The following is a 25,928-nucleotide window of genomic DNA, read 5'->3' as shown; positions in this document are numbered from 1 at the left end:
CCGGTCAGGCTCCGCCGGTGTGCACCTGGAAGGCCGCCTTGCGGACCGCTTTGGCGAGCGCGGGGTCGGGGTGCGCCGCGGCCAGTGCCACCAGTACCTGGACGGTGCGCGGATGACCGACCGCCCGCACCTCGTCGAGCAGGGCCGGGACGGTGCCCTGCACGGCCGAGTCGAGGTGGCGGACCAGCAGCCCCGTCTCGCCGTGGTCGGCCACGGCCGCCGCGGTGTCGACCCACAGCCAGGTGGCTTCCTCGCGGCTGAGGACCTCCTGGGCGTCCTCGGGGTCGGCGCCGTCGTACTCGGCGAGCCAGAGCAGCGCGTAGGGGCGCAGCGACGGGTCGGTGACGACGGAGCGCACCTCGGGCTCGGCGGGTGCGCCGACCACGCGGAGCGCCTCGAAGGCGAGCCCGCGCAGCAGCGCGTCCTCGCCCCGGGCCACCCCGAGGAGTTCGGCGACGGCGCTGCCGACGGGGCGGGCGGCCAGCCAGGCGCGGTATTCGGCACGGGCCGGCCCTGGGGTGAGCCGGGCGCAGCCGAGCAGCATGTCGGCGGCGGACTGCTCGATGTTCCCGGCCGGGCTCTGGGCGGCGACGCAGATCTGTTCCAGCTTGACCCAGACCGCCCAGTTGCCGAGCGGGGTGAGGGTGGCGTGCCCGGATCCGAGGGTGAGCGCCCCGACTGCGGCCAGCCCCTCCAGGGCCCAGTCCAGCAGCAGGGCGACCAGCGCCTCCGAGTGGGCGGCGGGCGCCTGGGCAGGCAGCGGCTGCGGCCCGTACGGCACCTCGCAGCGCTCCTCGTGGAGTTCGGCGACGCGCTGGCCGAGGAGGTCGAGCAGGGCGGGGACGGTGACCGGGCCCGCCGAGAGCTGGAGGAGGGAGAGCACCTGGGGCACTGCCTCGACGGCCTCGGCGACCGCGGTGGACTCGATGTCCTGCGGAGCGGCGTGCACGAGCGACCAGGCGTCGAAGAGCGCCACCCAGCCGCGCAGCACGGCGGAGTCGTCGCGGTCCCAGGCGCGCAGCCGCCAGCCGGGGCGGGCGGTCTCGCCGTGCAGTTCGACGAGTCCGGCGAGGCGGGCCCGGTCCCAGCCGGAGCGCACCTGGGCCGGGGACAACTCGAGCTCGGAAGCGGCCCGTTCGAGTGCCTGGGTGGCCAGCGGCGGCGTGCCGGGGCGGGAGCCGCCGGCCGCCCAGCGGGCGATCCGCACGGCGTCGGCGAGGGCCGCCCTGGCCTGCCGGGCCAGTTCCGCCCGGGGCGGGGTGCCCTCGGGCGGGCGCGGCGCCGGCCTGGTGCGCCGGGTGATCACGGCCTTGCGAGCGGTGGCGAGGGGTCGCGGGCGGACAAGTCGCAGCCTGGAGTCGCGCGGGGTACGGGACGTCACAGGAGCAGTCTTGCCTCTGACAGCCCGAAAGCCCAAACGGAACCCTGATTGCCGGTAGTCCGAGGGGTCCGCACCGCCCGGGACCAACCGGCCGAAGCCGCACATCAGGTCACATCAGGGGCGTGAGGAAGCGTCGCAGCGTCTCTTCGTAGTGGTCCGGGCCGGCGTTCCACATCGCCGCATGCGGAGCCTGCGCCACCTCGTGGAGCTCGACCAGGTCGGGGCGGTGGGCGGCGAGCCTGCGGGACGGCTGCCAGGGGGCCAGGGTGTCGTCGGGCCCGTGGAAGATCAGCGTCGGCACGTGCAGGGTCCGGGGCAGTGAGCCGTCCAGGAGCCGGGCGCCCTGCAGTCCGGTCTGCCCCTGGGCGGCGCGGACGGCGAGGGGCAGCAGGACGGACGGGACCCCGCGGGCGGCGGCCAGCGCCCGCAGTGTGGTGGCCCAGTCCAGCACCGGGGAGTCCAGGACGAGGCCGCTGATCCGGTCCCTGAGCGCGGAGTTGGCACAGGCGTGCAGGGCCATGGAGGCGCCGGTGGACCAGCCGTGCAGCACGACCTTCTCCGCGCCGTAGCGCACGGCGAAGCGGATCGCGGCGTCCAGGTCGCGCCATTCGGACTCGCCGAGGTGGCTGAGGCCGTCCGGGGAGCGCGGGGCTCCGGCGTCACCGCGGTAGGCGATGTCCAGGACCGGCAGCTGCTGCTGGTTCAGGAAGCCCATCAGGTTCAGGGGGTGTTCCCGGGTGGTGCCGATGCCGTGCACGGTGATGACCCAGGTGTCGCGGGCGCCGGGCACGAACCAGGCGGGCAGTGCGCCGAGTTCGCCGGGGATCTCGACCTCGCTGTGGTCGAGGCCGAGGGCCGTGGCGGGGTCACCGGTGTACACCTCGGGCGTGAGGCGGACCTTCGCCCCCGGGAGCAGGGTGCCCCGGTTGACGCGTTCCAGCCGGCGCACGACGGTGTCGGCCGCCTGGTGGGCCTGGTCGATCACCGGGCCGACGACGGCGTGGACGTCGTGACCCACCAGCCCGTAGGTGCCGGGCCTGAGCGCGGCGAAGGACCGGGTCAGGGTGACCTGTCCCGCCGCCGTCGCGTGCACGGTGAGTCTGCGGTCGGCGGGGAAGGGGCGGCCGGGCGACGCGCCGAGGGCGACGTCGCCGGCGTACCGGCCGGCCGCGACCGCTGCCGCACCGGCGCCGAGGATGGAGGTGACGACTGCTGCCGTCGCTGTAGCCGGGCGCACCGCTTCAGTGTCGTCGGCGCCGCCCCGCTCGGCCAGCGGGCGGGGGCCGTCCGGTGGCGGCCGTGCGCCCCGGCGGGCTCAGCCCGGCTGCCCGTACCCCTTCAGCGCCTCCCCGACATCGCCCAGCTGGTCCGGGGTGAGCAGGGCCGGGGAGCGGCCGGGGACGGAGCTCGCGGCGAGCCAGAGGCGGCACAGCCATTCGAGCTGGGCGGTGCGGTCGTACGCCTCGTCGAGGGTGGATCCGTAGGTGACGGTCCCGTGGTTGGCGAGCAGGCAGCCGGTGCGGTCGCGCAGGGCCGCCAGCATGTTCCGGGCCAGCTCGTCGGTGCCGTAGCGGGCGTAGGCCGCGACCCGCACGGGACCGCCCAGCAGCGCGGCCGCGTAGTGGACCGGCGGAACCTCGCCCACCAGCGTGGAGACGGCCGTGGCGTGCACCGCGTGGGTGTGTACCACGGCGGCCGCCCCGGTGTTCCGGTAGACGGCGAGGTGGAGCGGCAGCTCGCTGGTCGGGGCCAGTTCGCCCAGGACCCGGTTGCCCTCCAGGTCGACCCCGACGGCGTCCTCGGGGCGGAGCCGGTCGTACGGCACTCCGCTCGGGGTGACCAGCACGATCCCGCCGACCCGGGCCGACACGTTGCCCGAGGTCCCGACGACCAGACCGTCGGCCGCCGTCCTGCGTGCGGTGGAGACGACCGCCTCCCAGGCTCGTTCGATGTCCCGGATGTCCCCGGCCCGTCCGGTGCCCCCGGGCTGTCCGGTGCCCCCACCGCGTTCGATGTCCCCGGCCTGTTCGACCGGGCCGCGTCGCCGCTCGCTCATACGAAGATCCTTTCCACCGATGAGCAGCCCATGATTCCGCCTCCCCCGAGGGTCCGTCCCGGCCCCGGAATCGGGGCCCGCACTGCCCTCCGCCCGCCCCCCGTCGTCACGCGCCGGCCGGACGGCGTGCCGCCGCCGCGACCGGAGTCACCACAACGCCCTGCTCAGTTCATCTTCCGTTCACTCAGGTTGCCTACGTTCCACGTGCCACTGCCGTCGAACGATTGCCTGGGTAAATGGAACACATCACGCTGCTGCTCGCGATTGTGATCGTGACAGCTCTAGTGTTCGATTTCACGAACGGTTTCCACGACACCGCCAACGCGATGGCCACGACCATCTCGACCGGCGCACTCAAACCCAAGACAGCGGTGGCGATGTCCGCCGTTCTCAACCTCGTAGGCGCGTTCCTGTCGGTGGAGGTCGCCAAGACGATCTCCGGCGGGATCATCAATGAGAACGGCCTCAGAACCGAGGTCATCTTCGCGGCGCTCGTCGGCGCCATCCTGTGGAATCTGCTGACCTGGCTGGTCGGACTCCCCTCCAGCTCCTCGCACGCCCTCTTCGGCGGTCTGATCGGCGCAGCGGTGATGTCCGCCGGCTGGTCGTCGGTCAACGGCGGCACCGTCGTCACCAAGGTGCTGCTCCCCGCGGTCGCCGCCCCGGTCGTCGCCGGTCTGGCCGCGCTGCTGGCCACCAAGCTGACGTACCGGATCGGCGGGCAGGCCCGCGACGGCGCCCAGCAGAAGGCGACCGCCAAGGGCTACCGCGCCGGACAGATCGCCTCCGCCGGACTGGTCTCCCTCGCCCACGGCACGAACGACGCGCAGAAGACCATGGGCATCATCACGCTGGCCCTGGTCACCGGCGGGGTCCTCTCCCCCGGTTCCAACCCGCCCGTCTGGGTCATCGTCAGCGCCGGTATGGCCATCGCGCTCGGCACCTACCTGGGCGGCTGGCGCATCATCCGCACCATGGGCAGTGGCCTCACCGAGCTCAAGCCGCCGCAGGGCTTCGCCGCCCAGACCAGTGCGGCCACGGTCATCCTGGCCTCCTCCCACCTCGGCTTCTCCCTCTCCACCACCCAGTCCTGCTCCGGCGCGGTGATGGGCGCCGGCCTCGGCCGCCGGGGCGGAGTGGTCCGCTGGTCCACCGCCACCCGGATGTTCGTCGCCTGGGGCCTGACCCTGCCGGCCGCCGGACTGGTCGGCGCGGGGGCGGAGTACCTCACCAAGCAGGGCACCTGGGGTGTCGTGCTCGTCGCCGCGCTGCTCGTCGCGGGCTCCGGAGCGATCTGGATCCTGTCGCGCCGCAAGCCCGTCGGCCAGGACGACGTCGGCCCCACCGGCCAGGACGCGCCGATCGCCGAGCCCGCGGGCGTCGTCACCACCGCCATCGCGGCCGTCAGCCCGCCGCCCACCGCGGCCGCCCAGGCCCACGACCTCACGGCCACCATCCCGGCCCCGGCCGTGGCCGACCCCGCCCGACCCGCCACGGTGTAAGGACAGAACCCGAATGAACATCGACTGGGCAGCCCTCGGCACCGTGTTCGGCGTCTCTCTCGTCGCCACCGTCGCCCTGGTGGGCCTCTTCACCCTCGGCATCGCCGGCCTCTCCAGGCAGCCGGAACCGGCCGCGCAGGACGGCCGGGCCGGCGGGTCCCTGATGCTGGCCCGCGCGGGCGCGTACGTCTGCTTCGGGCTGTGCGCGGCGGCGGTCGCGTACGGCATCTACCTGATCGTCGCCTGACACCACAGCCCTTTCGACGATCCACCGCATCGGGCCGGACGCACCTCGGGTGCGCCCGGCCCGATGTGCGTCTCAGCACACTGCACCGTCGCAGGTCAACGGCAGGTTGACTGACGTTCGCGGAGCGTGGTGGACTGCCGGAGCCAATTACGGCGACAGCAGAGGAAGCCGGTGCGAATCCGGCGCGGTCCCGCCACTGTCACCGGGGAGCAGTCCCCCACCACCGGAAGTCACGGTCCACGCAAGCGGACTGGAAGACCGGGGGAACTGCGGATCCGGAAGCCAGGAGACTCTCGTCGCCGGTCACGTCGAACCAGGGCGCGGACCCTGAGTGAGGACATATCGCCATGCCCGGCCGCCGTGCGCCCGTTCCCGTGCCACTCCTTCCACGCACTGCCTGTACGAAGGTCCTTCGAGGCGCAACGGCCGGCTGAACCGTGCGTGCCGATCGCATCTTCGCGTACGGCGCCACGGCCGGTCTGATCGGCGATCTGCTGCTCGGTGATCCCCGCCGGGGACATCCGGTCGCCGCTTTCGGGCGGGCCGCGGCAGGCGTCGAACGCCGTCTGTGGCGCGACCACCGCGGGTGGGGCGCACTGCACACCCTGGTCTGCGCCGGAGGCGCCGCGGGGGGTGCCGCCCTGGCCGCCCGCGCGCTGCGCGGCCGTCCCGCCGCGTCCGTCGCCCTGACCGCCGCCGCCACCTGGTCCGTGGTCGGCGGTACGTCGCTGGGGCGCGAGGCGCGCGCCATCGGCGGGGCGCTCGCCGCCGGGGACGTCGAACTGGCCCGGGAGCGGCTGCCGCATCTGTGCGGCCGCGACCCGCAGTCCCTGGACGGGCCGGGGATCGCCCGCGCCGTCGTGGAGTCCGTCGCCGAGAACACCTCGGACGCCGTGGTCGGCGCACTGGTGTGGGGTGCGCTGGGCGGCGTGCCCGGACTGGTCGGCTTCCGGGCCGCCAACACCCTTGACGCCATGGTCGGCCACAGGTCGCCCCGCTACCTGCGCTACGGCTGGGCCTCGGCCCGCCTCGACGACCTCGCGGGCTGGCCCGGCGCCCGGCTGACGGCCGTGCTCGCCGTCGCCGCCGGAGGGCGCCCCGGGGGCGCGCTGCGGGCCTGGCGGGCGGACGCGGACAAGCACCCGAGCCCCAACGCCGGTCCCGTGGAAGCCTCTTTCGCGGGCGCCCTCGGCGTACGTCTCGGCGGGACCCTCGCCTACGGCGGCCGGGTCGAGCACCGCCCCGTGCTCAACGGGGAGACCGGCCGGGCCGTCGGGACCCGGGACATCGAACGTGCCGTACGGCTGTCGCGCCGGGTGGGCGTGCTGGCCCTCGGGGTCAGCGTGGCCGCCCGCCTGGGCGCGGGGCTCGCCGCACGACGGATCGCCCGCACGCGCCCAAAGGCGCCCCGCATCTCAGGACGGAGAGCGACATGAGCGGCGGACTGCTGGTCGCCGGGACCACATCGGACGCGGGCAAGAGCGTCGTCACCGCGGGCATCTGCCGCTGGCTGGTGCGCCGGGGCGTGAAGGTCGCGCCGTTCAAGGCGCAGAACATGTCCCTGAACTCCTTCGTCACCCGCGAGGGCGCCGAGATCGGCCGCGCCCAGGCCATGCAGGCCCAGGCCGCCCGGGTGGAGCCGACCGCGCTGATGAACCCGGTGCTGCTCAAGCCCGGCAGCGACCGCTCCAGCCAGGTCGTCCTGATGGGGCGTCCGGTCGGCGAGATGAGTGCGCGCGGCTACCACGGCGGCCGGCAGGAGACGCTGCTGTCCACCGTCGTGGACTGCCTGGAGCAGCTTCGGGGCACGTATGACGCGGTGATCTGCGAGGGGGCGGGCAGTCCGGCCGAGATCAACCTTCGGCGCACGGACATCGTGAACATGGGCATCGCACGGGCGGCACGCTTCCCGGTGGTGGTCGTCGGCGACATCGACCGAGGCGGGGTCTTCGCCTCTTTCTTCGGGACGACGGCGCTGCTCGCCGCCGAGGACCAGGCGCTGATCGCCGGATACCTGGTCAACAAGTTCCGCGGCGACGTGTCGCTGCTGGAGCCCGGCCTGGACATGCTGCTCGGTCTCACCGGACGGCCGACCTACGGTGTGCTGCCGTACGCCCATGGGCTCGGCATCGACGAGGAGGACGGCCTGCGGGTCTCGATGCGCGGCACCGTACGGGAGTCGGTCCTCGCTCCGCCGCACGGCGAGGACATCCTGCGCGTCGCCGTGTGCGCCGTGCCCCTGATGTCGAACTTCACCGACGTGGACGCGCTGGCCGCCGAACCGGGCGTCGTCGTGCGGTTCGTGGACCGCGCGGAGGAACTGCACGACGCCGACCTCGTCATCGTGCCCGGCACCCGCGGCACCGTGAAGGCGCTCGCCTGGCTGCGCGAACGCGGGCTCGCCGACGCACTGCTGCGGCGCGCCGCCGAAGGGCGCCCCGTCCTCGGCATCTGCGGCGGCTACCAGATCCTCGGCGAACACATCGAGGACGAGGTGGAGTCGCGCGCCGGACACGTCGACGGACTCGGACTGCTCCCCGTACGCGTCCGGTTCGACCGCGAGAAGACCCTCGCCCGGCCGGCCGGGGAGGCGCTCGGAGCCCCCGTCGACGGGTACGAGATCCACCACGGCGTCGCCGATGTACGCGGCGGCGAACCGTTCCTCACCGACGGCCGGGGCGGACGCCTCGACGGCTGCCGGTCCGGCGCCGTGTGGGGCACCCACTGGCACGGCTCGCTGGAGAGCGACACCTTCCGCCGCCGCTTTCTGACCGAGATCGCGCGCGCCGCCGGCCGGCGCTTCGTACCGGCCCCCGACACCTGTTTCGCCGAGCTGCGCGAGGAACAACTCGACCGCCTCGGCGACCTCGTCGAAGAACACGCGGACACCGATGCGCTGTGGCGACTCATCGAGTCGGGCGCACCGGCAGGCCTTCCCTTCATCGCCCCCGGAGCACCTGGAGCACTCGCATGAACGCCCCGCCGACCGCCCCGCTGAGCCCCGTGCTGCTGCTGTCGACCGCCGACACCGACCTGCTCGCCGCCCGCGCATCGGGCGCGCCCTTCCGCATCGGCAACCCGACCCGTATCGATGTCCAGGAGGAGCTCCCCGCGCTGATCGAGGGAGCCTCCGTCGCCGTCGTCCGTCTGCTGGGCGGCAAGCGCGCCTGGGAGGACGGGCTCGCCGCCCTGAAGGCGTCCGGCATCCCGACCGTGCTCCTCGGCGGTGAGGCCGTACCGGACGCGGAGCTGATGGCCGAGTCGTCCGCACCGGCCGGTGTGGTCGCCGAGGCGCTGCGCTACCTGGTGGAGGGCGGCCCGGGCAACCTCGTGGAGCTGGCCCGCTTCCTCTCCGACACCGTCCTGCTGACCGGGCACGGCTTCGCCGAACCGCAGAAGATGCCCGAGTGGGGGGTGCACGGCGACCGGGAGTTCGTCGAGGGCCGGCCCACCGTCGGGGTGCTCTTCTACCGGGCGCACCAGCTCTCCGGGAACACCTCGTTCGTCGATGTGCTGTGCGACGCCGTCGAGGCGCGCGGCGCCAACGCGCTGGCCGTGTACTGCGGTTCGCTGCGCGGCGCGGACGCCGCCCTGTACGAGCTGCTCGGCCGGACCGACGCACTGGTCGCCACGGTCCTCGCGGCCGGCGGCACCCGCGCGTCCGACGCCTCCGCCGGGGGTGACGACGAGGCCTGGGACATCGGCGCGCTCGCCGATCTGAACGTACCGGTGCTCCAGGGGCTGTGCCTGACGTCCTCGCGCGCCGCCTGGGACGCCTCGGACGCCGCGCTCTCCCCCATGGACGCCGCGATGCAGGTCGCCATCCCGGAGTTCGACGGGCGGCTGATCACCGTCCCGTTCTCCTTCAAGGAGCAGGGCCCGGACGACGTTCCGGTGTACCGGGCCGACCCCGAACGGGCCGCCCGCGTCGCCGGGATCGCCGTGCGCCACGCCGCGCTGAAGCACAAGACGAACGCCGAGAAGAAGCTCGCCCTGGTCTTCACCGCCTACCCGACCAAGCACTCCCGTGTGGGCAACGCGGTCGGCCTGGACACGCCCGCCTCAGCGGTCCGTGTCCTGGACGCGCTGCGCGATGCCGGTTACGGCGTCGAGGGGCACCCGGACAACGGTGACGAACTCATCCACCGCCTCATCAACGCCGGTGGCCACGACGTGGAGTGGCTGACCGAGGAGCAGCTCGCGGCCGCCCCGGCGCGGGTGCCGCTGGCCGATTACCAGCAGTGGTTCGCCGAGCTGGACCCGGCGATGCGGGACTCGATGCTGGAGCACTGGGGCGAGCCGCCGGGCCAGTTGTACCTGGACGGCGACGACATCGTGCTCGCCTCGCTCCAGTTCGGGAACGTGGTGGTGCTGATCCAGCCGCCGCGCGGCTTCGGCGAGAACCCGATCGCGATCTACCACGACCCGGACATGCCGCCGTCGCACCACTACCTGGCGACGTATCGCTGGCTGGAGAACACGTTCGGCGCGGACGCCGTCGTCCACATGGGCAAGCACGGCACGATGGAGTGGCTGCCGGGCAAGGGCCTCGGCCTGTCGGCCGGCTGCGGACCTGACGCGGTGCTCGGTGAACTGCCGCTCATCTACCCGTTCATCGTCAACGACCCCGGCGAGGGCACCCAGGCCAAGCGCCGCGGCCACGCCACCGTGGTGGACCACCTCGTCCCGCCGATGGCGCGCGCCGACACCTACGGCGACCTGGCCAAGCTGGAGCAGCTGCTCGACGAGTACGCGCTGGTCAGCGATCTGGACCCGACGAAGGCGCCCTCGGTGCGGGCGCAGATCTGGACGCTGGTCAAGGCCGCCGAGCTGCACCACGACCTGCATGTCGACGAGCAGCCGGACGACGGCGAGTTCGACTCGTTCGTCATGCACATCGACGGCTACCTGTGCGAGATCAAGGACGTCCAGATCCGCGACGGACTGCACATCCTCGGCGGCGGGCCGGTCGACGAGGCCCGGGTCAACCTGGTGCTGGCCGTGCTTCGGGCCTCGCAGGTGTGGGGCGGCACGGCGAACGCGCTGCCGGGCCTGCGGGCAGCCATCGCCGAGCACTTCGGGCTCGTCGAGAAGGAGCTGCTGGGCGAGCCGGGCGCGGCCGTGAAGGTGCCCGTCGAGCTGAGTGAGCTGGTGGACGGTCCGGCGCGGACGGGCGCGGACGCGATCGATCTGCTGGAGCAGCTGTGCCGCCGCCTCGCGGAGGGCATGGAGGCGCGCGGCTGGGACGTGAGTGCCGCGGCCGGTCTGGTCGGGGAGGTGCTGGGCTTCGAACTCCCGGACGCCGTCGCCGTCCTGGGCTTCGCCTGCGAGGAGGTCGTGCCCCGGCTGGCCCGCACGACGGACGAGATCGATCACATCCTGCTGGCGCTGAACGGCGGCTTCGTGCCGGCCGGCCCCTCGGGCTCGCCGACGCGCGGGCTCGTCAACGTGCTGCCGACCGGCCGCAACTTCTACTCCGTGGACCCGAAGGCGATTCCGTCCCGGCTGTCGTGGGAGGTCGGCCAGTCGCTCGCCGACTCGCTGATCGCCCGCTACCTCGCCGACACGGGCGACTACCCGAAGTCGGTCGGCCTGACCGTGTGGGGCACCTCCGCCATGCGCACCCAGGGCGACGACATCGCGGAGATCCTGGCCCTGCTCGGCTGCCGCCCGGTCTGGGACGACGCCTCGCGCCGGGTGACCGGCTTCGAGGTGGTGCCGGTGAGCGAGCTCGGCCGGCCGCGCATCGATGTGACGGTCCGCATCTCCGGCTTCTTCCGGGACGCGTTCCCGCACGTGGTGGGGCTGATCGACGACGCGGTACGGGCGGTGGCGGAGCTGGACGAGCCGGCCGACGCCAACTACGTACGGGCGCACGCCGACGAGGACACGGCGGTCCACGGCGACCGCCGACGGGCCACGGCGCGCATCTTCGGCTCGAAGCCGGGGGCGTACGGGGCGGGGCTGCTGCCGCTGATCGACGCCCGCAACTGGCGGTCGGACGCGGACCTGGCCGAGGTGTACGCCGTCTGGGGCGGCTACGCGTACGGGCGCGGGCTCGAAGGGCGGGCGGCCCGCGGCGACATGGAGACGGCGTTCCGGCGGATCGCGGTGGCGGCGAAGAACGTGGACACGAGGGAGCACGACCTCGTCGACGCCGACGACTACTTCCAGTACCACGGCGGCATGGTCGCCATGGTGCGGCATCTGACCGGTGAGTCGCCCGAGGCGTACGTCGGTGACAGCGCCACGCCCGATCAGGTGAAGACGCGGACGCTGGGCGAGGAGACGCACCGGGTCTTCCGTGCGCGGGTCGTGAACCCGCGCTGGATGGCGGCCATGCGGCGGCACGGGTACAAGGGCGCCTTCGAGATGGCGGCGACCGTGGACTACCTCTTCGGGTACGACGCGACGGCGGGGGTCGTCGACGACTGGATGTACGAGAAGTTGTCGGCGGAGTACGTCTTCGACCCGGAGAACCGGGACTTCATGAAGAAGTCCAACCCGTGGGCACTGCGCGGGATTTCGGAGCGGCTGCTGGAGGCGGCGGAGCGGGGGCTGTGGGCGGAGCCGGATGCGGAGACGCTGGAGCGGTTGCGGGCGACGTATCTGGAGCTCGAAGGGGAACTGGAGGGGGACGAGTGAGCGGGGTGCGCGCGGTGTGCGGTGCGCCTTCCGCGGGCCTTCTCCCCCGGCCCGCCCCCTCCCGTAACCGGGGGCTCGGCCCCCGGACGCCCGCTCCTCAATCGCCGCAGGGGCTGGGTTGTGCCCCGGACCGGCTTGAACGCTCCCTCGTCAAGGAGGCTCTGTGAGTACGCCTTATCCCTTCACCGCCATCGTCGGCCAGGACGATCTCAGGCTCGGCCTGCTGCTCAACGCCGTCTCGCCTGCCGTGGGCGGCGTCCTCGTGCGTGGTGAGAAGGGCACCGCCAAGTCCACCGCCGTACGCGCCCTGGCCGCGCTGATGCCCGAGGTGGCCGTCGTCCCCGGGTGCCGGTTCTCCTGCGCTCCCGACTCCCCCGATCCGGCGTGTCCCGATGGCCCCCACGAGGCCGGGTCCGGCGTGTCGCGGGCCGCGCGGACCGTGGAGCTGCCCGTCGGCGCCTCCGAGGACCGGCTCGTCGGGGCGCTCGACATCGAGCGGGCGCTCGCCGAGGGCGTGAAGGCCTTCGAGCCGGGGCTGCTCGCGGACGCCCATCGCGGAATCCTGTACGTCGACGAAGTCAACCTGCTGCACGACCACTTGGTCGATCTGCTGCTGGACGCCGCCGCCATGGGCGCCTCGTACGTGGAGCGCGAAGGCGTCTCCGTACGGCATGCCGCTCGCTTCCTGCTCGTCGGGACCATGAACCCCGAAGAGGGCGAGCTGCGGCCGCAGTTGCTCGACCGGTTCGGGCTGACCGTCGAGGTCGCCGCCTCCCGGGAGACCGATCTGCGGGTCGAGGTGGTGCGGCGAAGGCTCGCGTACGACGACGATCCGGCCGGGTTCGCGGCTCGGTGGGCCGACGAGGAGGGCGCGTTGCGGGCGCGGATCGTGGGCGCGCGTGCGCTGCTGCCGCAAGTACGGCTGGGTGATGGCGCGTTGCGGCAGATCGCCGCGACGTGTGCGGCCTTCGAGGTCGACGGGATGCGGGCCGACATCGTGATGGCCAGGACCGCCACGGCGCTGGCCGCCTGGGCCGGGCGCACCGACGTGCTCGCCGAGGACGTGCGGCAGGCCGCCCTGCTCGCGCTCCCCCACAGGCGCCGGCGCAATCCGTTCGACGCGCCGGGGCTCGACGAGGACAAGCTCGACGACACGCTGGAGCAGAACAGCGGCGAGGACGACGATCCGGACCCGGACGGCCCCGGTGGCGGCGGCCGGCCACCTGAGGGCGACGGGCCGGACACGCCGCCGCAGGGCGAGGACGGGGGCGACGACACGCCCGCGCAGTCCGTGCCCGAGCAGGGCACGGAGAAGGAGCAGGAGCAGGAGCCCGCGCGCGGGCAGTCCTCCGGGGGCGGCGAGCAGCAGCCCGTAAGGGCCGGTGAGCCGTTCCGTACGAAGATGCTGAGCGTGCCGGGTCTGGGCGAGGGCGCGGCGGGGCGGCGGTCCCGGGCGCGTACCGAGCACGGGCGCACGACCGGGGCGCGGCGCCCGCAGGGCGCGCTGACCAAGCTGCACCTGGCCGCGACCGTGCAGGCCGCCGCCCCGCATCAGCGGGCGCGGGGGCGGTCCGGGCGCGGTCTGGTGGTGCGGCGGGACGATCTGCGGCAGGCGACGCGGGAGGGGCGCGAGGGGAACCTCGTGCTGTTCGTCGTGGACGCGTCCGGGTCGATGGCCGCGCGGCAGCGCATGACCGCGGTGAAGGGTGCGGTGCTCTCCCTGCTGCTGGACGCCTACCAGCGACGCGACAAGGTCGGGCTGATCACCTTCAGGGGCAAGGACGCGGAGGTGGTGCTGCCGCCGACGTCGTCCGTGGACGCGGCGGCCGCACGGCTGGAGACGCTGCCGACCGGGGGGCGCACCCCGGTGGCCGCAGGGCTGTTGAAGGCCCATGACGTGCTGCGGGTCGAGCGGCTGCGTGATCCGTCGCGGCGGCCGTTGCTGGTCGTGGTGACGGACGGGCGGGCGACCGGCGGGCCGGAGCCGGTGGCGCTGGCCGCGCGGGCGGCCCGGCTGCACGAGGCCGAGGGCACGGCGTCCGTCGTCGTGGACTGCGAGTCGGGGCCGGTACGGCTCGGTCTCGCGGGGAGCCTCGCGGGCGAGCTGGGCGGCACCGCCGTCACGCTCGACGAACTGCGGGCCGACTCGATCGCCGGGCTGGTCAAGGACGTTCAGGGCAGCAGCAGGAGGGCAGCGTAATGCCGCAGGGACAGCCGGTCAGTGTGCCGGACGACGGGCTCACCACCCGCCAGCGCCGTAACCGGCCGCTGCTGGTGGTGCACACCGGCATCGGCAAGGGGAAGTCGACGGCGGCCTTCGGGCTTGCGCTGCGCGCCTGGAATCAGGGGTGGCCGATCGGGGTCTTCCAGTTCGTGAAGTCGGCGAAGTGGAAGGTCGGCGAGGAGAACGCGCTGAAGGTGCTCGGCGCGAGCGACGAGGGCGGGTCCGTCGTCTGGAACAAGATGGGCGAGGGCTGGTCCTGGGTCCAGCGCGATCAGCAGCTGGACAACGAGGCGGCGGCGCGGGAGGGCTGGGAGCAGGTCAAGCGTGATCTGGCCGCCGAGACCTATCGGCTGTATGTCCTCGACGAGTTCGCCTACCCGATGCACTGGGGATGGGTCGACACCGATGAGGTCGTCGAGGTGCTGCGCGGGCGGCCGGGCAACCAGCATGTGGTGATCACCGGGCGCAACGCGCCCGCCGCACTGGTCGAGGCGGCGGATCTGGTGACCGACATGTCGAAGGTCAAGCACCCGATGGACGCCGGGCAGAAGGGGCAGAGGGGCATCGAGTGGTGAGTGTTCCGCGCCTGGTCATCGCCGCGCCCTCGTCCGGCTGCGGCAAGACCACCGTCGCGACGGGTCTGATGGCCGCGTTCGCCGGGCGGGGGCTCGCCGTGTCCGGTCACAAGGTGGGCCCGGACTACATCGATCCGGGCTACCACACCCTCGCCACCGGGCGGCCGGGGCGCAATCTCGACGCGTACATGTGCGGGCCGGAGCTGGTCGCTCCGCTGTTCGCGCACGGTGCGCAAGGGTGTGACCTGGCGGTCGTCGAGGGCGTGATGGGGCTGTACGACGGGGCGTCGGGGCAGGGGGAGCTCGCTTCGACCGCTCAGGTCGCGAAGTTGCTGCGGGCACCGGTGGTGCTGGTGGTCGACGCGTCGTCGCAGTCGCGGTCGGTGGCCGCGCTGGTGCACGGCTTCGCGTCGTGGGATCCGCAGGTGCGGATCGGCGGGGTGATCCTGAACAAGGTCGGCTCGGACCGGCACGAGGCGCTGCTGCGCGATGCGCTGGACGAGTCCGGGGTGCCGGTGCTGGGGGTGTTGCGGCGGGCCGGGCATGTGGCGGTGCCTTCGCGGCATCTGGGGCTGGTACCGGTGGCTGAGCGGGGCGCCGAGGCGGTGGCCGCTGTCGCGGCGATGGGGGCGCTGGTGGAGGCGGGGTGTGATCTGGAGGCCCTGATGGCTCTGGCCAGGTCCGCGCCCTCCGCGCCGGGTGAGGTGTGGGACGCGGCGGAGGCCGCGGGGGGCGGTGCCGGGAGCGGGGCGCCTGTCGTTGCCGTCGCCTCCGGGGCCGCGTTCACCTTTTCCTACGCCGAGCACAGTGAGCTCCTGGCCGCCGCAGGAGCCACCGTCGTGCCGTTCGATCCCTTGCGGGACGAGGCGTTGCCCGAAGGGGCCGCGGGGCTTGTCGTCGGAGGCGGGTTTCCCGAGGTGTACGCGCCGGAGCTGTCCGCCAACGAGCCGTTGCGCAGGTCCGTCGCCGGGCTGGTGGCGTCGGGGGCGCCGGTGGCCGCCGAGTGTGCGGGGCTGCTGTATCTGGCGCGGTCGCTGGACGGGCTGCCGATGTGCGGGGTGCTGGCGGCCGATGGGCGGATGTCCGAGCGGCTGACGCTCGGGTACCGGGACGCCGTGGCGCTCTCCGACAGTGTGCTGGCGGTGGCGGGGACACGGATGCGGGGACACGAGTTCCACCGCACCGTGCTGGAGCCGGGCGCGGGGGAAGCGCCGGCGTGGGGCATGCACCGGCCGGAGCGGCGCGTGGAGGGGTTCGTGCAGCAGGGCGTGCACGCGAGTTATCTGCATACGCATTGGGCTTCGGTGCCCGGTACGGCTCGCCGATTCGTGGAGAGGTGCAAGGGATGAACACACTGGTCGGGGTCGGGGTCGGACCCGGTGATCCGGAGCTGGTGACCGTCAAGGGCGTCAACGCGCTGCGGGAGGCCGCCGTCGTCGTGGTACCGGTGATGGACACCGGTGAGCGGGGGCGCGCCGAGGCGACCGTGCTGCACTACGTCGGTGCCGAGAAGGTCGTACGCGTGGTGTTCGCGCTCAACGAGCGGACGGACCGGGCGCGCCGGGAGGCGGCGTGGGACGCGGCGGGGGCACGGGTCGCCGAGCTGCTGCGTACCCATGGTTCGGTGGCGTTCGCGACGATCGGCGACCCCAATGTGTACTCGACGTTCACCTATCTCGCGCACACCATCGGGGAGCTGTTGCCCGGGACGGCCGTGGTGACAGTGCCGGGTATCACGGCCATGCAGGAGCTGGCCGCGCGCAGTGGTGCGGTGCTGACCGAGGGCACCGAGCCGTTGACGCTGGTGCCGGTGACCGCCGGGGCGGCCGTGCTGAAGGAGGCCCTGGAGGGGCCGGGGACGGTCGTGGCGTACAAGTTCGGGCGGCTGGCCGCAGAGGTCGCGACGGCGCTGCGCGAGACGGGACGGACCGAGGACGCGGTGTGGGGTTCGTCGCTCGGGCTGCCGGATGAGTCGATCCGGCCCGCGGCGGAGCTGGCCGACGGACCGTTGCCGTATCTCTCCACGCTGATCGCGCCCGCGCCGCGCGACGGTGGGCGGGGCGGGAAGCTGTGAGGCGCTCACCCCGCGACGCCCACCACCACCCAGATGAAGCAGACTCCGGCCACCGTGCAGAGCAGGGTGGAGCGGGCCGGGTGGTCATGGTGTGCCTCGGGCAGGATCTCGGCGGCGGCCAGGTAGAGCAGTACGCCGCCGAAGAAGCCGAGATAGCAGCCGAGGAGTTCCTCCGGAAGGGTGAACAGGAGCGTCGTCGCCGCGCCGACGACGGGCGCCGCCGCGTCCGCGTACAGCATCGTGAGGGCCTTGCGGCGGGCGTTCCCGTACAGGCTGGTGATCGTGTACGTGTTGAAGCCGTCCGCGAAGTCGTGGGTGATGACGGCGAGGGCGACGGCCGCGCCCATGCCGCCGCCGACCTGGAAGGCGGCGCCGAGCGCCACGCCGTCCATCAGGCTGTGGCCGACCATCGCCGCAGCCGCTGTCATTCCGACCTGGGGCACGCGTTCCTCGCTCGCGCCGTGCGCCGCCTGGCGTACCGCGAGCAGCCGCTCCACGAGGTGGGCGACGAGGAAGCCGCCGACGAAGAGCAGCAGGGCGGCCGGTACGCCGAAGACGAGGCCGCCCGCGGCCTCGATCGCCTCCGGCAGCAGGTCCAGGCCGACCACACCGAGCATCAGTCCGCCGGCGAAGCCGAGTACCAGGTGGCGGCGGTCGGTGACGCGCTGGGCGACCCAGCCACCGGCCAGGGTCATCAGGAACGCGCCGAGCGCGACGAACACCGCCATGGGCTCTTGCTAGCCGATTGACCCCGGTGCCCGCATCTTTGGGCGCCCACCGTCCTGTCCCGTTGTTTCTTGTCCCGAAAGGACCGTTCCATGTCCGAAGCAGTCGACGCAGCCGGCGCAGTCGCCGCGCCCACCCGCGGCACCGTGACGTTCGTCGGTGCCGGGCCCGGCGCCGCCGATCTGCTGACCTTCCGGGCGGCACGGGCCATCGCGGACGCCGACATCGTGATCTGGGCGGCGAGTCTCGTGCAGGCCGAGGTCCTCGATCACGCCAGGGAGGGCGCGGAGATCCTCGACTCGGCGCAGATGTCCCTCGAAGCAGTGGTCGAGGTGTACCGGCGCGCGGCGGACGAGGGGCTGAAGGTGGCCCGTATCCACTCGGGCGATCCGGCGCTGTGGGGCGGTACGCAGGAGCAGGTCGACCGGTGCGGTGAGCTGGGGGTCGCGGTCGAGATCGTGCCCGGTGTCTCGTCGTTCTCGGCGGTCGCGGCCATCGCGCAGCGCGAGCTGACCATTCCGGAGGTGGCGCAGTCGGTGATCCTGACCCGGCTCGGTGGCGGCAAGACGCCGATGCCACCGGGTGAGGACGTACGGGAGTTCGCCCGGCACGGCACCACGATGGCGCTGTTCCTGTCGGCTGCCCGGTCCGGTCAGCTGACGCAGGAACTACTGGAGGGCGGCTATCCCACGTCCACGCCCGTCGTGGTCGCGTACCAGGCGACCTGGCCGGAGGAGCTGATCCTGCACTGCACGATCGAGACGCTGGAGGAGACGGTCAAGGAGCACAAGCTCTGGAAGCACACGCTCTTCCTCGTCGGCCCCGCCCTGTCGGCGTCGGGCACTCGCTCGCACCTCTACCACCCCGGTCATTTCCACGGTTACCGCAAGGCGGACAAGGCGGCCCGTGCCGAGCTGCGCGCCCAGCGGTCCGGCTCGTGATCCGGGTCTTCGGTACGGGGACGGGGGCACCGCTCTGTGCCGAGGCCGAATCGGCGCTGGCCGGGGCCACGCTGGTGGTCGGGGCGCGGCGTCATCTGGACGGTGCCCGGTTGCCGGCGGGCACCGGCCGGCTGGTCCTGGGGCCGCTGGCCCCGGCCTTCGACCGGATCGGCAAGGAGCTGGCCGGGGGCGACGGCCGGGTGGTGGTGCTGGCCTCCGGTGATCCGGGGTTCTTCGGGATCGTACGGGCGCTGGCCGAGCGGTTCGGTCCTGCGGCGCTCGATGTGCGGCCGGGGGCTCCCTCGGTCGCGGTCGCGTTCGCCCGGCTGGGTGTCCCGTGGGACGACGCGGTGGTGGTCAGCGCGCACGGCCGGGATCCGCGTACGGCGGTGAACGTGTGCCTCGCGCACCCCAAGGTCGCGGTGCTGACCGGGCCGGGTGCCGGGCCTGCCGAGCTGGCGGCCGGGCTGGCGGACCGGGGCGGGGAGCGCGTCCTGGTCGTCGCGACGGCGCTCGGGGATCCGGAGCACGAGCGGGTCGAGCGGCTGACGCCCCGGGAGGCGGCGGACCGCGCGTGGCCCGATCCGGTGAGCGTGGTGCTGTGCCTGGACGAGTCGCGGGCCCTGTCGCCGGTACGGACGGTGGCGGGTCCGGCCGCCGGTCCGGCCGGGTGGGCGCTGGACGAGACGGAGTTCGAGCACCGCGACTCGATGATCACCAAGTTCGAGGTGCGGGCGCTGGCGCTGGCCCGGCTCGGGCCGCGCACCGGTGACCTGGTCTGGGACATCGGTGCCGGCTCGGGGTCGGTGGCCGTGGAGTGCGCCCGGCTCGGTGCCGCCGCGGTCGCCGTCGAGCGGACGGCGGACGGGGTCGAGCGGATCCGGGCGAACGCGGCCTCGCACGCGGTGTACGTGCGGGCGGTGCACGGCGAGGCACCGGCCGTGCTGTCCGGACTGCCGGACCCGGACGCGGTGTTCGTCGGGGGCGGCGGGCGTGAACTGCCCGCGATAGTGACCGCGTGCGCCCGCCGGGCGCGGCGTGCCGTGGTGGTCGCGGTGGCCGCCCTGGACCGGGTGCCGCAGGTGCGCTCGGCCCTGGCGGCCGCCGGGTTCGAACCGGAGGGGGTGCTGCTCCAGTCGTCCCGGCTGGCGCCGCTGCCCGGTGAGGTGACCCGGCTCGCCGCGGCCAATCCGGTCTTTCTGCTGTGGGGCACCCGCCCCGCGGTTCGTGCGAGTGAAGGAGCAGTCCAGTGATCGGCCTCATCTCCGCGACGGCGGCGGGCGCCGTCGCCCGCGACCGGCTGGCCGCGGCCTGGCCCGGTCGTGCCGTGGTCTACGACGGCCCGGTGGGCGAGGCCGTACGGCGGGCGTTCGCCGAGTGCGAGCAACTGGTGTGCTTCCTGGCCACGGGGGCGGTGGTGCGGCTCGTCGCGCCCCTGCTGGCGGACAAGAAAACCGATCCGGGTGTCGTCTGTGTCGACGAGGCGGGGCGCCATGCGGTGGCGCTGCTCGGCGGGCACGGTGGCGGGGCGAACGCCCTGTCCGTGGCCGTCGGTGAGGTGCTGGGCGCCGCGCCTGTCGTGACGACGGCGACGGACGCGGTGGGGATCGCCGGTCTGGACGTGCTCGGGCTTCCCGTGGAGGGCGATGTCGCGGGGGTCTCGCGGGCGATGCTCGACGGGACTCCGGTGGCGCTGCGCGCGGACGCGGTGTGGCCGCTGCCCGCGCTGCCGCCGAACGTGTCCCCCGCGGCCACGGGTCCCGCCGCGCTGTACATCACCGACCGGATCGTGGAACTCGGTTCGGGGGCGGCCGTGTTGCGGCCCGCCTCACTCGCCGTCGGCGTCGGCGCCTCCAAGGACGCGCCCGGGGACGAGGTGCTCGGGCTGATCCGCGAGACCCTGGAGGAGGCGGGTCTGACTCCGTTGAGCGTCGCGGAGCTGGTGACCGTGGACGCGAAGGCGCAGGAGCCGGGGATCGTGGCCGCGGCAGCGGGGCTCGGCGTGCCGCTGCGGACGTACCCGGCCGCCGAACTGGCCCGGATCGAGGTGCCGCACCCCTCCGACGCGCCGCTCGCCGCCGTCGGAACGCCCTCGGTCGCGGAGGCCGCGGCGCTCGCCGGGGGCGGCGAACTCCTCGTACCGAAGCGGAAGTCGAAGCCCGAGGGGCGCGCCGCGATGGCCACCTGCGCGGTGGTCCGGCGGCCCCCGCGCGGGCGCCTGGCCGTCGTCGGGCTCGGCCCGGGTGCCCGAGACCTGCTGACGCCGCGCGCTCGCGAGGAGCTGCGGCGGGCCTCGGTGCTGGTCGGGCTCGACCAGTACGTCGACCAGATCAGGGACCTGCTGCGGCCCGGCACCACGGTCCTGGAGTCGAGGCTCGGCGCGGAGGAGGCGCGGGCCCGTACCGCGGTCGCCGAGGCCCGCGAGGGACATGCCGTGGCGCTGATCGGCAGTGGTGACGCGGGCGTGTACGCGATGGCCTCACCCGCCCTCGCCGAAGCCGGCGCGGACATCGATGTGGTGGGGGTGCCGGGGGTGACGGCCGCGCTGGCGGCCGCCGCGATCCTGGGCGCCCCGCTGGGCCACGACCACGTCTCGATCAGCCTCTCCGACCTGCACACACCGTGGGAGGTCATCGAGCGCCGGGTTCGGGCCGCGGCCGAGGCCGACATCATCGTGACGTTCTACAACCCGCGCAGCCGGGGCCGCGACTGGCAGCTCCCGAAGGCGCTGTCGATCCTGGCCGGGCACCGGGAGCCGGCCACTCCGGTCGGAGTCGTACGCAATGCCTCGCGCCCCGACGAGAGCAGCCGGGTGACCTCACTGGCCGAACTGGACCCGGCAGAGGTCGACATGATGACCGTCGTCACCGTCGGCAACACGGCCACCCGGGAGATCGCGGGTCGCATGGTCACCCCGCGCGGCTACCGCTGGCAGTCGGCCACGGCCGCGCCCGCCCGGGAGACGGCGCCGTGATCCGGCCCGCCACCCCCTCCCCCACCCCCACCCCCCATGAGCACCGAGCGATGAACACCGAGGAGAACCTGTGAACACCCCGTCCGCCCAGCCCGCACTGCTGATCGCCGGCCACGGCACCCGGGACGAGGGCGGGGCCGCCGCCTTCCGTGACTTCGTGGCCGAACTGGGCGCCCGCAACCCGCAGCTGCCAGTCGCGGGCGGCTTCATCGAGCTGTCTCCGCCGCCGCTCGGTGACGCGGTGACCGAGCTCGTCGAGCAGGGCGTGAAGCACTTCGCCGCCGTTCCGCTGATGCTGGTGTCGGCGGGGCACGCCAAGGGGGACATCCCGGCGGCGCTGACCCGGGAGAAGGAGCGCCACCCCGGTATCTCGTACACCTACGGCCGTCCGCTGGGCCCGCACCCGGCGCTGCTGAACGTGCTGGAGCGGCGGGTGGACGCGGTGCTGGGCGACACCGACCGCTCCGAGGTCACGGTGCTGCTGGTCGGGCGCGGCTCCACCGACCCGGACGCCAACGCCGAGGTGTACAAGGCGGCGCGGCTGTTCTGGGAGGGCCGGGGGTACGCGGGGGTGGAGACGGCGTTCGTCTCGCTGGCCGCGCCCGATGTGCCGTCCGGTCTGGACCGTTGCGTGAAGCTGGGTGCGGGGCGCATAGTCGTTCTGCCGTACTTCCTCTTCACCGGCATCCTGCCGGACCGGGTACGTCACCAGACCGAGGAGTGGGCCACCGCCCATCCGGAGCTGGACGTCCGGTCGGCCGAGGTGATCGGCGCCGCGGAGGAACTGCTCGATCTGGTCATGGAGCGCTACCGGGAGGCCGTCAAGGGCGATCTGCGGATGAACTGTGACTCCTGCGTGTACCGGATCGCACTGCCGGGCTTCGAGGACAAGGTGGGACTGCCGCAACAGCCGCACTTCCACCCTGACGACGACGGCCATCACCCCCACACACACCCCCACCATGGCGGTCATGCACACTCCCACTGAACGCCCCGACGCCACAGGCGCGGGCGCGCACGATCTGCGGCACCACGGTGACGCGGAGGTACGGGGACGGGATCTGACCGATCTCGCCGTCAACGTACGGGCCGGTACCCCACCGGCCTGGTTGAAGGAGCGGATAGCCGCGTCGCTGGGCTCGCTCGCCGCTTACCCGGACGGGCGTCCGGCGCGTGCGGCGGTCGCCGCACGGCACGGACTGCCGCCCGACCAGGTCCTGTTGACCGCGGGTGCGGCGGAGGCGTTCGTGCTGATCGCACGCGCGCTGCCGGCCAGGCGCCCGGTCGTGGTCCATCCGCAGTTCACCGAGCCGGAGGCCGCTCTGCGCGCGGCCGGGCACGAGGTCGGGCGGGTGCTGCTGCGGGCCGAGGACGGTTTCCGGCTGGACCCGGCCGCCGTTCCGCCGGACGCGGATCTGGTGGTGGTCGGCAATCCGACCAACCCGACGTCCGTACTGCATCCCGCGGCCGTTCTGGAGCAACTGGCGCGCCCCGGGCGGACGCTGGTGGTCGACGAGGCGTTCATGGACGCGGTGCCCGGTGAGCGCGAGGCACTGTGCGGCCGCACGGACATCCCCGGGCTCGTGGTCCTGCGCAGCCTCACCAAGACCTGGGGGCTCGCCGGGCTGCGGATCGGTTACGTCACGGCGGCCCCGGAGACCGTGCACAGGCTGGCCCAGGCGCAGCCGCTGTGGCCGGTGTCGTCGCCGGCGCTGACGGCAGCCGAGGCGTGCATGGAACCGCGGGCGCTGTCCGAGGCCGCCGCAGCGGCGGAGCGCATCGCGGTGGACCGGTGCCACCTGGTCGCGGGGCTCCGCGAGTTCACCGAGGTACAGGTGGTCGAGCCGGCCGAGGGTTCGTTCGTCCTCATCCGGCTGGAGCGGGCCGCGGACATACGCGAGCGGCTGCGGATGCTGGGCTTCGCGGCCCGGCGCGGGGACACGTTCCCCGGGCTCGGCGAGGACTGGCTGCGGCTGGCCGTGCGCGACCGTACGACGACCAACCGTTTTCTGCAGGTGCTCGACCAGGCGGTGCAGGCGATGACCGTCGTCAGCCGGTGAAGGGCCCGACCGGCCTGTGACACGACCGGCGACCGCCCGGACCGGCCTGTGACGCGTCACAGGCGGGGAGCGGTGTTCCACCCACGGAACACCACTCCCCGCCTCCCCCGTTTCCCCCGTTTCCCCCCTTACGGCCCCCCGGCCGCCCCCTCCCCCCTCACGGCCCCCCGGCCGCCCTCTTTTCCCCCTGCGACCCCCCGGCCGCCCCCCTTCCTTTCCCCTTTACGGCCCCCCGGCCGTCCCCTCGGGCCCTGACTCCCTCCCCCGCACGTCAGTCCTGCGCACGCCGCCGCGCCACGACCATCGCGCCCGCGCCGACCGCCAGCAGCAGCGCCGCACCACCCGCGATGTACGGCGTGGTGGAGCTGCTGCCCGTCTCGGCGAGGTCGGCGTCAGTGGCGGCGGGCGCCTTCTCGGCGCCGGTCTGCGTCTTCACATCACCGCCGCTGCCGCCGGACTCACCCGCCGTGGAGCCGCCGGAACCGCCGGTGCCGGAACCGCCGCCGTCGGTGGAGCCGCCGTCACCGGACCCGCCGTCCGACGAGCCGCCGTCGGTCGAGCCACCGCCGGTGGAGCCGCCCGGGCGGGGTGCCTTCGGGGTCTCGCAGGTGGCCTCGGCGAGCGTGACCTCGCCCTTCACTTCGGCGACATTGAGGTCGAGCGGGTTCACCGAGACCGTCAGCTGAAGTGCGGCGGCCGCCGCGGTGCGTGAGGTGGTGAGCGTCTTCGACAGATCGAGCTCCACCTCCCCGACGCCCGGCACCTTGACCTGCGTGGCGCCTCCCGCGGTGAGCGTGACGCGCTTGCCGAGGACCTTCACATGGCCCAGCACGTTCGACTCGGCTACCGGCTTGTGGCCCGCCTCGCAGACCGCCTTGGAGGTGATCTGCTCGACCTCGATCAACGACAGCAGCGGCAGACCGGGCAGGTGCAGCCGGGCCTTGACGATATTGCTGTGGCCCTCGGCACGGTGCTTGTCGACCGTGGCGTCCGCCGTGGCGGCATCCGCACGGAGCACGCTGAACGGCTTTCCGTGGTCCACGCCGTCGAGCCGCACGCTGAGCGCGGTCTCCTTGGCGCTTGCCGGGGCGTGCACCTCGTTGAGCGCGGCCTTGAGCGGCACGTTGATCGTCTTGTTCAGGAGCGAGACGTCGAGCGCGGTACGGAGCACGACCGCGCTCGCCTTCCCGTCACCGGTGGTCGTGTCGGTGGTCGCGGTGGCGGCCTGCGCGGGGACGGCGACAAGCAGTGCGACGGGAGCTGCGGCGACCGCCAGGGCGGCGAGGCGGAAGGTGTTGCTGTTCAAGATGGTGGAACCCCCACAAGAGACATGGAGCCACCGGCGCCGTCCAATGGGGGACATCGCGGGCACCGGTGGCCTCGACTCCGTGAATCTTTACGCACAGAGGGTGAACGTACAGACACCTGAGGTGAGTTCACCCCAAAGGGGGGTTTCCGAGCCTGTATTCGAATATCTCGGCACGTGCGTTCCTCGAGTTCACCCGTTTCACTGAGCGTGGACGGCTCGGAGCCGGCCGCGCGGGAGCGTACACAGAAGTGATTCAACGAGCGGGCCGACTCGTGGTAACTGCCGGTCAACACGGTGCAACCCCGGGCCGTTCCGGGCCCGGGGCCCGCCCGTCAGCCGATCACACGCCCGTTCAGTACGACGCGACGCGGCGCGGCCAGCACCCGTACGTCCGCCCGCGGGTCCTCGTCGTAGACCACCAGGTCGGCCGGGGCACCCTCCTCGAGACCCGGCCTGCCGAGCCACTCCCGGGCACCCCAGGTCGCCGCGGACAGTGCCTCCGGGGCCGGAATGCCCGACTTCACCAGCTCGGCGACCTCGTCGGCCACCAGCCCGTGGGCCAGCACACCGCCCGCGTCGGTGCCGACGAAGACGGGGATCCCCGCGTCGTACGCGGCGCCGACCGTACGGTGGCGCCGCTCGTGCAGCCGGCGCATATGGGCCGACCAGCGCGGGTACTTGGCCTCCCCGCCCTGCGCCAGCGCGGGGAAGGTGGCGATGTTGACCAGCGTGGGCACGATCGCGACCCCGCGCTCCGCGAAGAGCGGGATCGTCTCCTCCGTCAGCCCCGTGGCGTGTTCGACGCAGTCGATCCCGGCCTCGACGAGATCGCGCAGTGAGTCCTCCGCGAAGCAGTGCGCGGTGACCCGGGCACCCAGCCGGTGCGCCTCGGCGATGGCCGCACCCACCTCCTCGCGTGGCCAGCACGCGCTCAGGTCGCCCACCTCACGGTCGATCCAGTCGCCGACGAGCTTCACCCAGCCGTCGCCGCGGCGCGCCTCCTGCGCCACGTACGCCACCAGTTCGTCCGGCTCGATCTCGTACGCGTAGTTCCTCGTGTAGCGCCGGGTCCTGGCGATGTGCCGGCCGGCCCTGATGATCTTCGGCAGATCCTCGCGGTCGTCGATCCACCGGGTGTCGGCGGGTGATCCCGCGTCCCGCAGGAGCAGCGCGCCGGCCTCCCGGTCCTGGACGGCCTGCCTCTCGGTGGTCGC

Annotated in this window: 19 protein-coding genes, 1 pseudogene and 1 riboswitch; of the genes and pseudogenes, 14 read left to right on the top strand and 6 right to left on the bottom strand. The window is 73.4% G+C overall.

Going from position 1 to position 25,928, the window contains the following annotated elements:
* Window positions 1–4: 4 nt before the first annotated feature.
* From ACFVJX_RS25825 to ACFVJX_RS25815, 3 genes are all read right to left on the bottom strand, one after another.
* Window positions 5–1,306 carry a hypothetical protein gene (locus ACFVJX_RS25825; RefSeq protein ID WP_384130997.1) on the bottom strand — a complete coding sequence of 434 codons (1,302 nt, stop codon included), beginning with the start codon at window positions 1,304–1,306 and terminating at the stop codon, window positions 5–7.
* 184 nt (window positions 1,307–1,490) lie between these two features.
* Window positions 1,491–2,618, bottom strand: a complete 1,128-nt coding sequence (locus ACFVJX_RS25820) for an alpha/beta hydrolase (protein ID WP_384130867.1) — start codon at window positions 2,616–2,618, stop codon at window positions 1,491–1,493.
* Window positions 2,619–2,696: 78 nt separating this feature from the next.
* Complete coding sequence (locus ACFVJX_RS25815) at window positions 2,697–3,437, bottom strand: class II aldolase/adducin family protein (protein ID WP_384130870.1); 741 nt, start codon at window positions 3,435–3,437, stop codon at window positions 2,697–2,699.
* A gap of 236 nt (window positions 3,438–3,673) precedes the next feature.
* On the opposite strand from ACFVJX_RS25815, the gene ACFVJX_RS25810 reads away from it, so the two are divergent.
* The 9 genes from ACFVJX_RS25810 (at window position 3,674) to cobI (ending at window position 16,704) form a co-directional block, all read left to right on the top strand.
* Window positions 3,674–4,939, top strand: coding sequence for an anion permease (locus ACFVJX_RS25810; protein ID WP_384130873.1), 1,266 nt, complete (start codon window positions 3,674–3,676; stop codon window positions 4,937–4,939).
* A gap of 13 nt (window positions 4,940–4,952) precedes the next feature.
* Window positions 4,953–5,186 carry a hypothetical protein gene (locus ACFVJX_RS25805; RefSeq protein WP_384130876.1) on the top strand — a complete coding sequence of 78 codons (234 nt, stop codon included), beginning with the start codon at window positions 4,953–4,955 and terminating at the stop codon, window positions 5,184–5,186.
* Window positions 5,187–5,346: 160 nt separating this feature from the next.
* Window positions 5,347–5,479: riboswitch (cobalamin riboswitch) on the top strand.
* A gap of 144 nt (window positions 5,480–5,623) precedes the next feature.
* The gene (locus tag ACFVJX_RS25800) at window positions 5,624–6,622 is read left to right on the top strand and encodes a cobalamin biosynthesis protein (protein ID WP_384130879.1); all 999 of its coding nucleotides are present in this window, start codon (window positions 5,624–5,626) and stop codon (window positions 6,620–6,622) included.
* Window positions 6,619–8,160 (top strand): cobyric acid synthase, encoded by a 1,542-nt coding sequence (locus ACFVJX_RS25795; RefSeq protein WP_384130882.1) that lies wholly within the window; start codon window positions 6,619–6,621, stop codon window positions 8,158–8,160. The genes ACFVJX_RS25800 and ACFVJX_RS25795 overlap by 4 nt, the downstream gene beginning before the upstream one ends.
* On the top strand, window positions 8,157–11,831 hold the full coding sequence (gene cobN, locus ACFVJX_RS25790) for a cobaltochelatase subunit CobN (protein ID WP_384130885.1): 3,675 nt from the start codon (window positions 8,157–8,159) through the stop codon (window positions 11,829–11,831). Before ACFVJX_RS25795 ends, cobN begins: the two co-directional genes overlap by 4 nt.
* A 163-nt stretch (window positions 11,832–11,994) precedes the next feature.
* A complete protein-coding gene (locus ACFVJX_RS25785) occupies window positions 11,995–14,031 on the top strand; it encodes a putative cobaltochelatase (protein ID WP_384130888.1) in 2,037 nt (678 codons plus the stop codon).
* Window positions 14,031–14,630, top strand: coding sequence for a cob(I)yrinic acid a,c-diamide adenosyltransferase (gene cobO, locus ACFVJX_RS25780; protein ID WP_384130891.1), 600 nt, complete (start codon window positions 14,031–14,033; stop codon window positions 14,628–14,630). Before ACFVJX_RS25785 ends, cobO begins: the two co-directional genes overlap by 1 nt.
* A complete protein-coding gene (locus tag ACFVJX_RS25775) occupies window positions 14,624–15,979 on the top strand; it encodes a cobyrinate a,c-diamide synthase (protein ID WP_384130894.1) in 1,356 nt (451 codons plus the stop codon). The genes cobO and ACFVJX_RS25775 overlap by 7 nt, the downstream gene beginning before the upstream one ends.
* Complete coding sequence (gene cobI / locus ACFVJX_RS25770; RefSeq protein WP_384130897.1) at window positions 15,976–16,704, top strand: precorrin-2 C(20)-methyltransferase; 729 nt, start codon at window positions 15,976–15,978, stop codon at window positions 16,702–16,704. The genes ACFVJX_RS25775 and cobI overlap by 4 nt, the downstream gene beginning before the upstream one ends.
* 5 nt (window positions 16,705–16,709) lie before the next feature.
* On the opposite strand, the gene ACFVJX_RS25765 is transcribed toward cobI, so the two are convergent.
* A complete protein-coding gene (locus tag ACFVJX_RS25765) occupies window positions 16,710–17,432 on the bottom strand; it encodes a ZIP family metal transporter (protein WP_384130900.1) in 723 nt (240 codons plus the stop codon).
* Between the two features lie 90 nt (window positions 17,433–17,522).
* Here ACFVJX_RS25765 and cobM point away from each other — a divergent pair, with 90 nt between their 5' ends.
* From cobM to cobC, 5 genes and pseudogenes are all read left to right on the top strand, one after another.
* Entirely contained in the window at window positions 17,523–18,371 is an 849-nt protein-coding gene (gene cobM / locus ACFVJX_RS25760; protein WP_384130903.1) for a precorrin-4 C(11)-methyltransferase, read from the top strand.
* Window positions 18,368–19,624 (top strand): precorrin-6y C5,15-methyltransferase (decarboxylating) subunit CbiE, encoded by a 1,257-nt coding sequence (gene cbiE, locus ACFVJX_RS25755; RefSeq protein WP_384130905.1) that lies wholly within the window; start codon window positions 18,368–18,370, stop codon window positions 19,622–19,624. The genes cobM and cbiE overlap by 4 nt, the downstream gene beginning before the upstream one ends.
* Window positions 19,621–21,345, top strand: coding sequence for a precorrin-3B C(17)-methyltransferase (gene cobJ, locus ACFVJX_RS25750; RefSeq protein WP_384130907.1), 1,725 nt, complete (start codon window positions 19,621–19,623; stop codon window positions 21,343–21,345). Before cbiE ends, cobJ begins: the two co-directional genes overlap by 4 nt.
* 70 nt (window positions 21,346–21,415) lie before the next feature.
* Window positions 21,416–22,333, top strand: coding sequence for a sirohydrochlorin chelatase (locus ACFVJX_RS25745; protein WP_384130909.1), 918 nt, complete (start codon window positions 21,416–21,418; stop codon window positions 22,331–22,333).
* Window positions 22,302–23,405: pseudogene (gene cobC, locus ACFVJX_RS25740) on the top strand (Rv2231c family pyridoxal phosphate-dependent protein CobC); the annotation flags it as partial. The gene ACFVJX_RS25745 and the pseudogene cobC, both read left to right, overlap by 32 nt.
* Window positions 23,406–23,676: 271 nt before the next feature.
* On the opposite strand, the gene ACFVJX_RS25735 reads toward cobC, so the two are convergent.
* Both ACFVJX_RS25735 and ACFVJX_RS25730 read right to left on the bottom strand, forming a co-directional pair.
* Window positions 23,677–24,711, bottom strand: a complete 1,035-nt coding sequence (locus tag ACFVJX_RS25735) for an SCO1860 family LAETG-anchored protein (RefSeq protein ID WP_384130912.1) — start codon at window positions 24,709–24,711, stop codon at window positions 23,677–23,679.
* Between the two features lie 335 nt (window positions 24,712–25,046).
* The coding region (locus tag ACFVJX_RS25730; RefSeq protein WP_385745822.1) for an amidohydrolase family protein at window positions 25,047–25,928 on the bottom strand (882 nt) is incomplete at its 5' end.

The sequence above is a fragment of the Streptomyces sp. NPDC127177 genome (assembly GCF_042672475.1).
Taxonomy (GTDB): domain Bacteria; phylum Actinomycetota; class Actinomycetes; order Streptomycetales; family Streptomycetaceae; genus Streptomyces.
The sequence above is the reverse complement of the archived record's forward strand: the minus strand, read 5'-3'. Positions and strand labels throughout refer to the sequence as shown.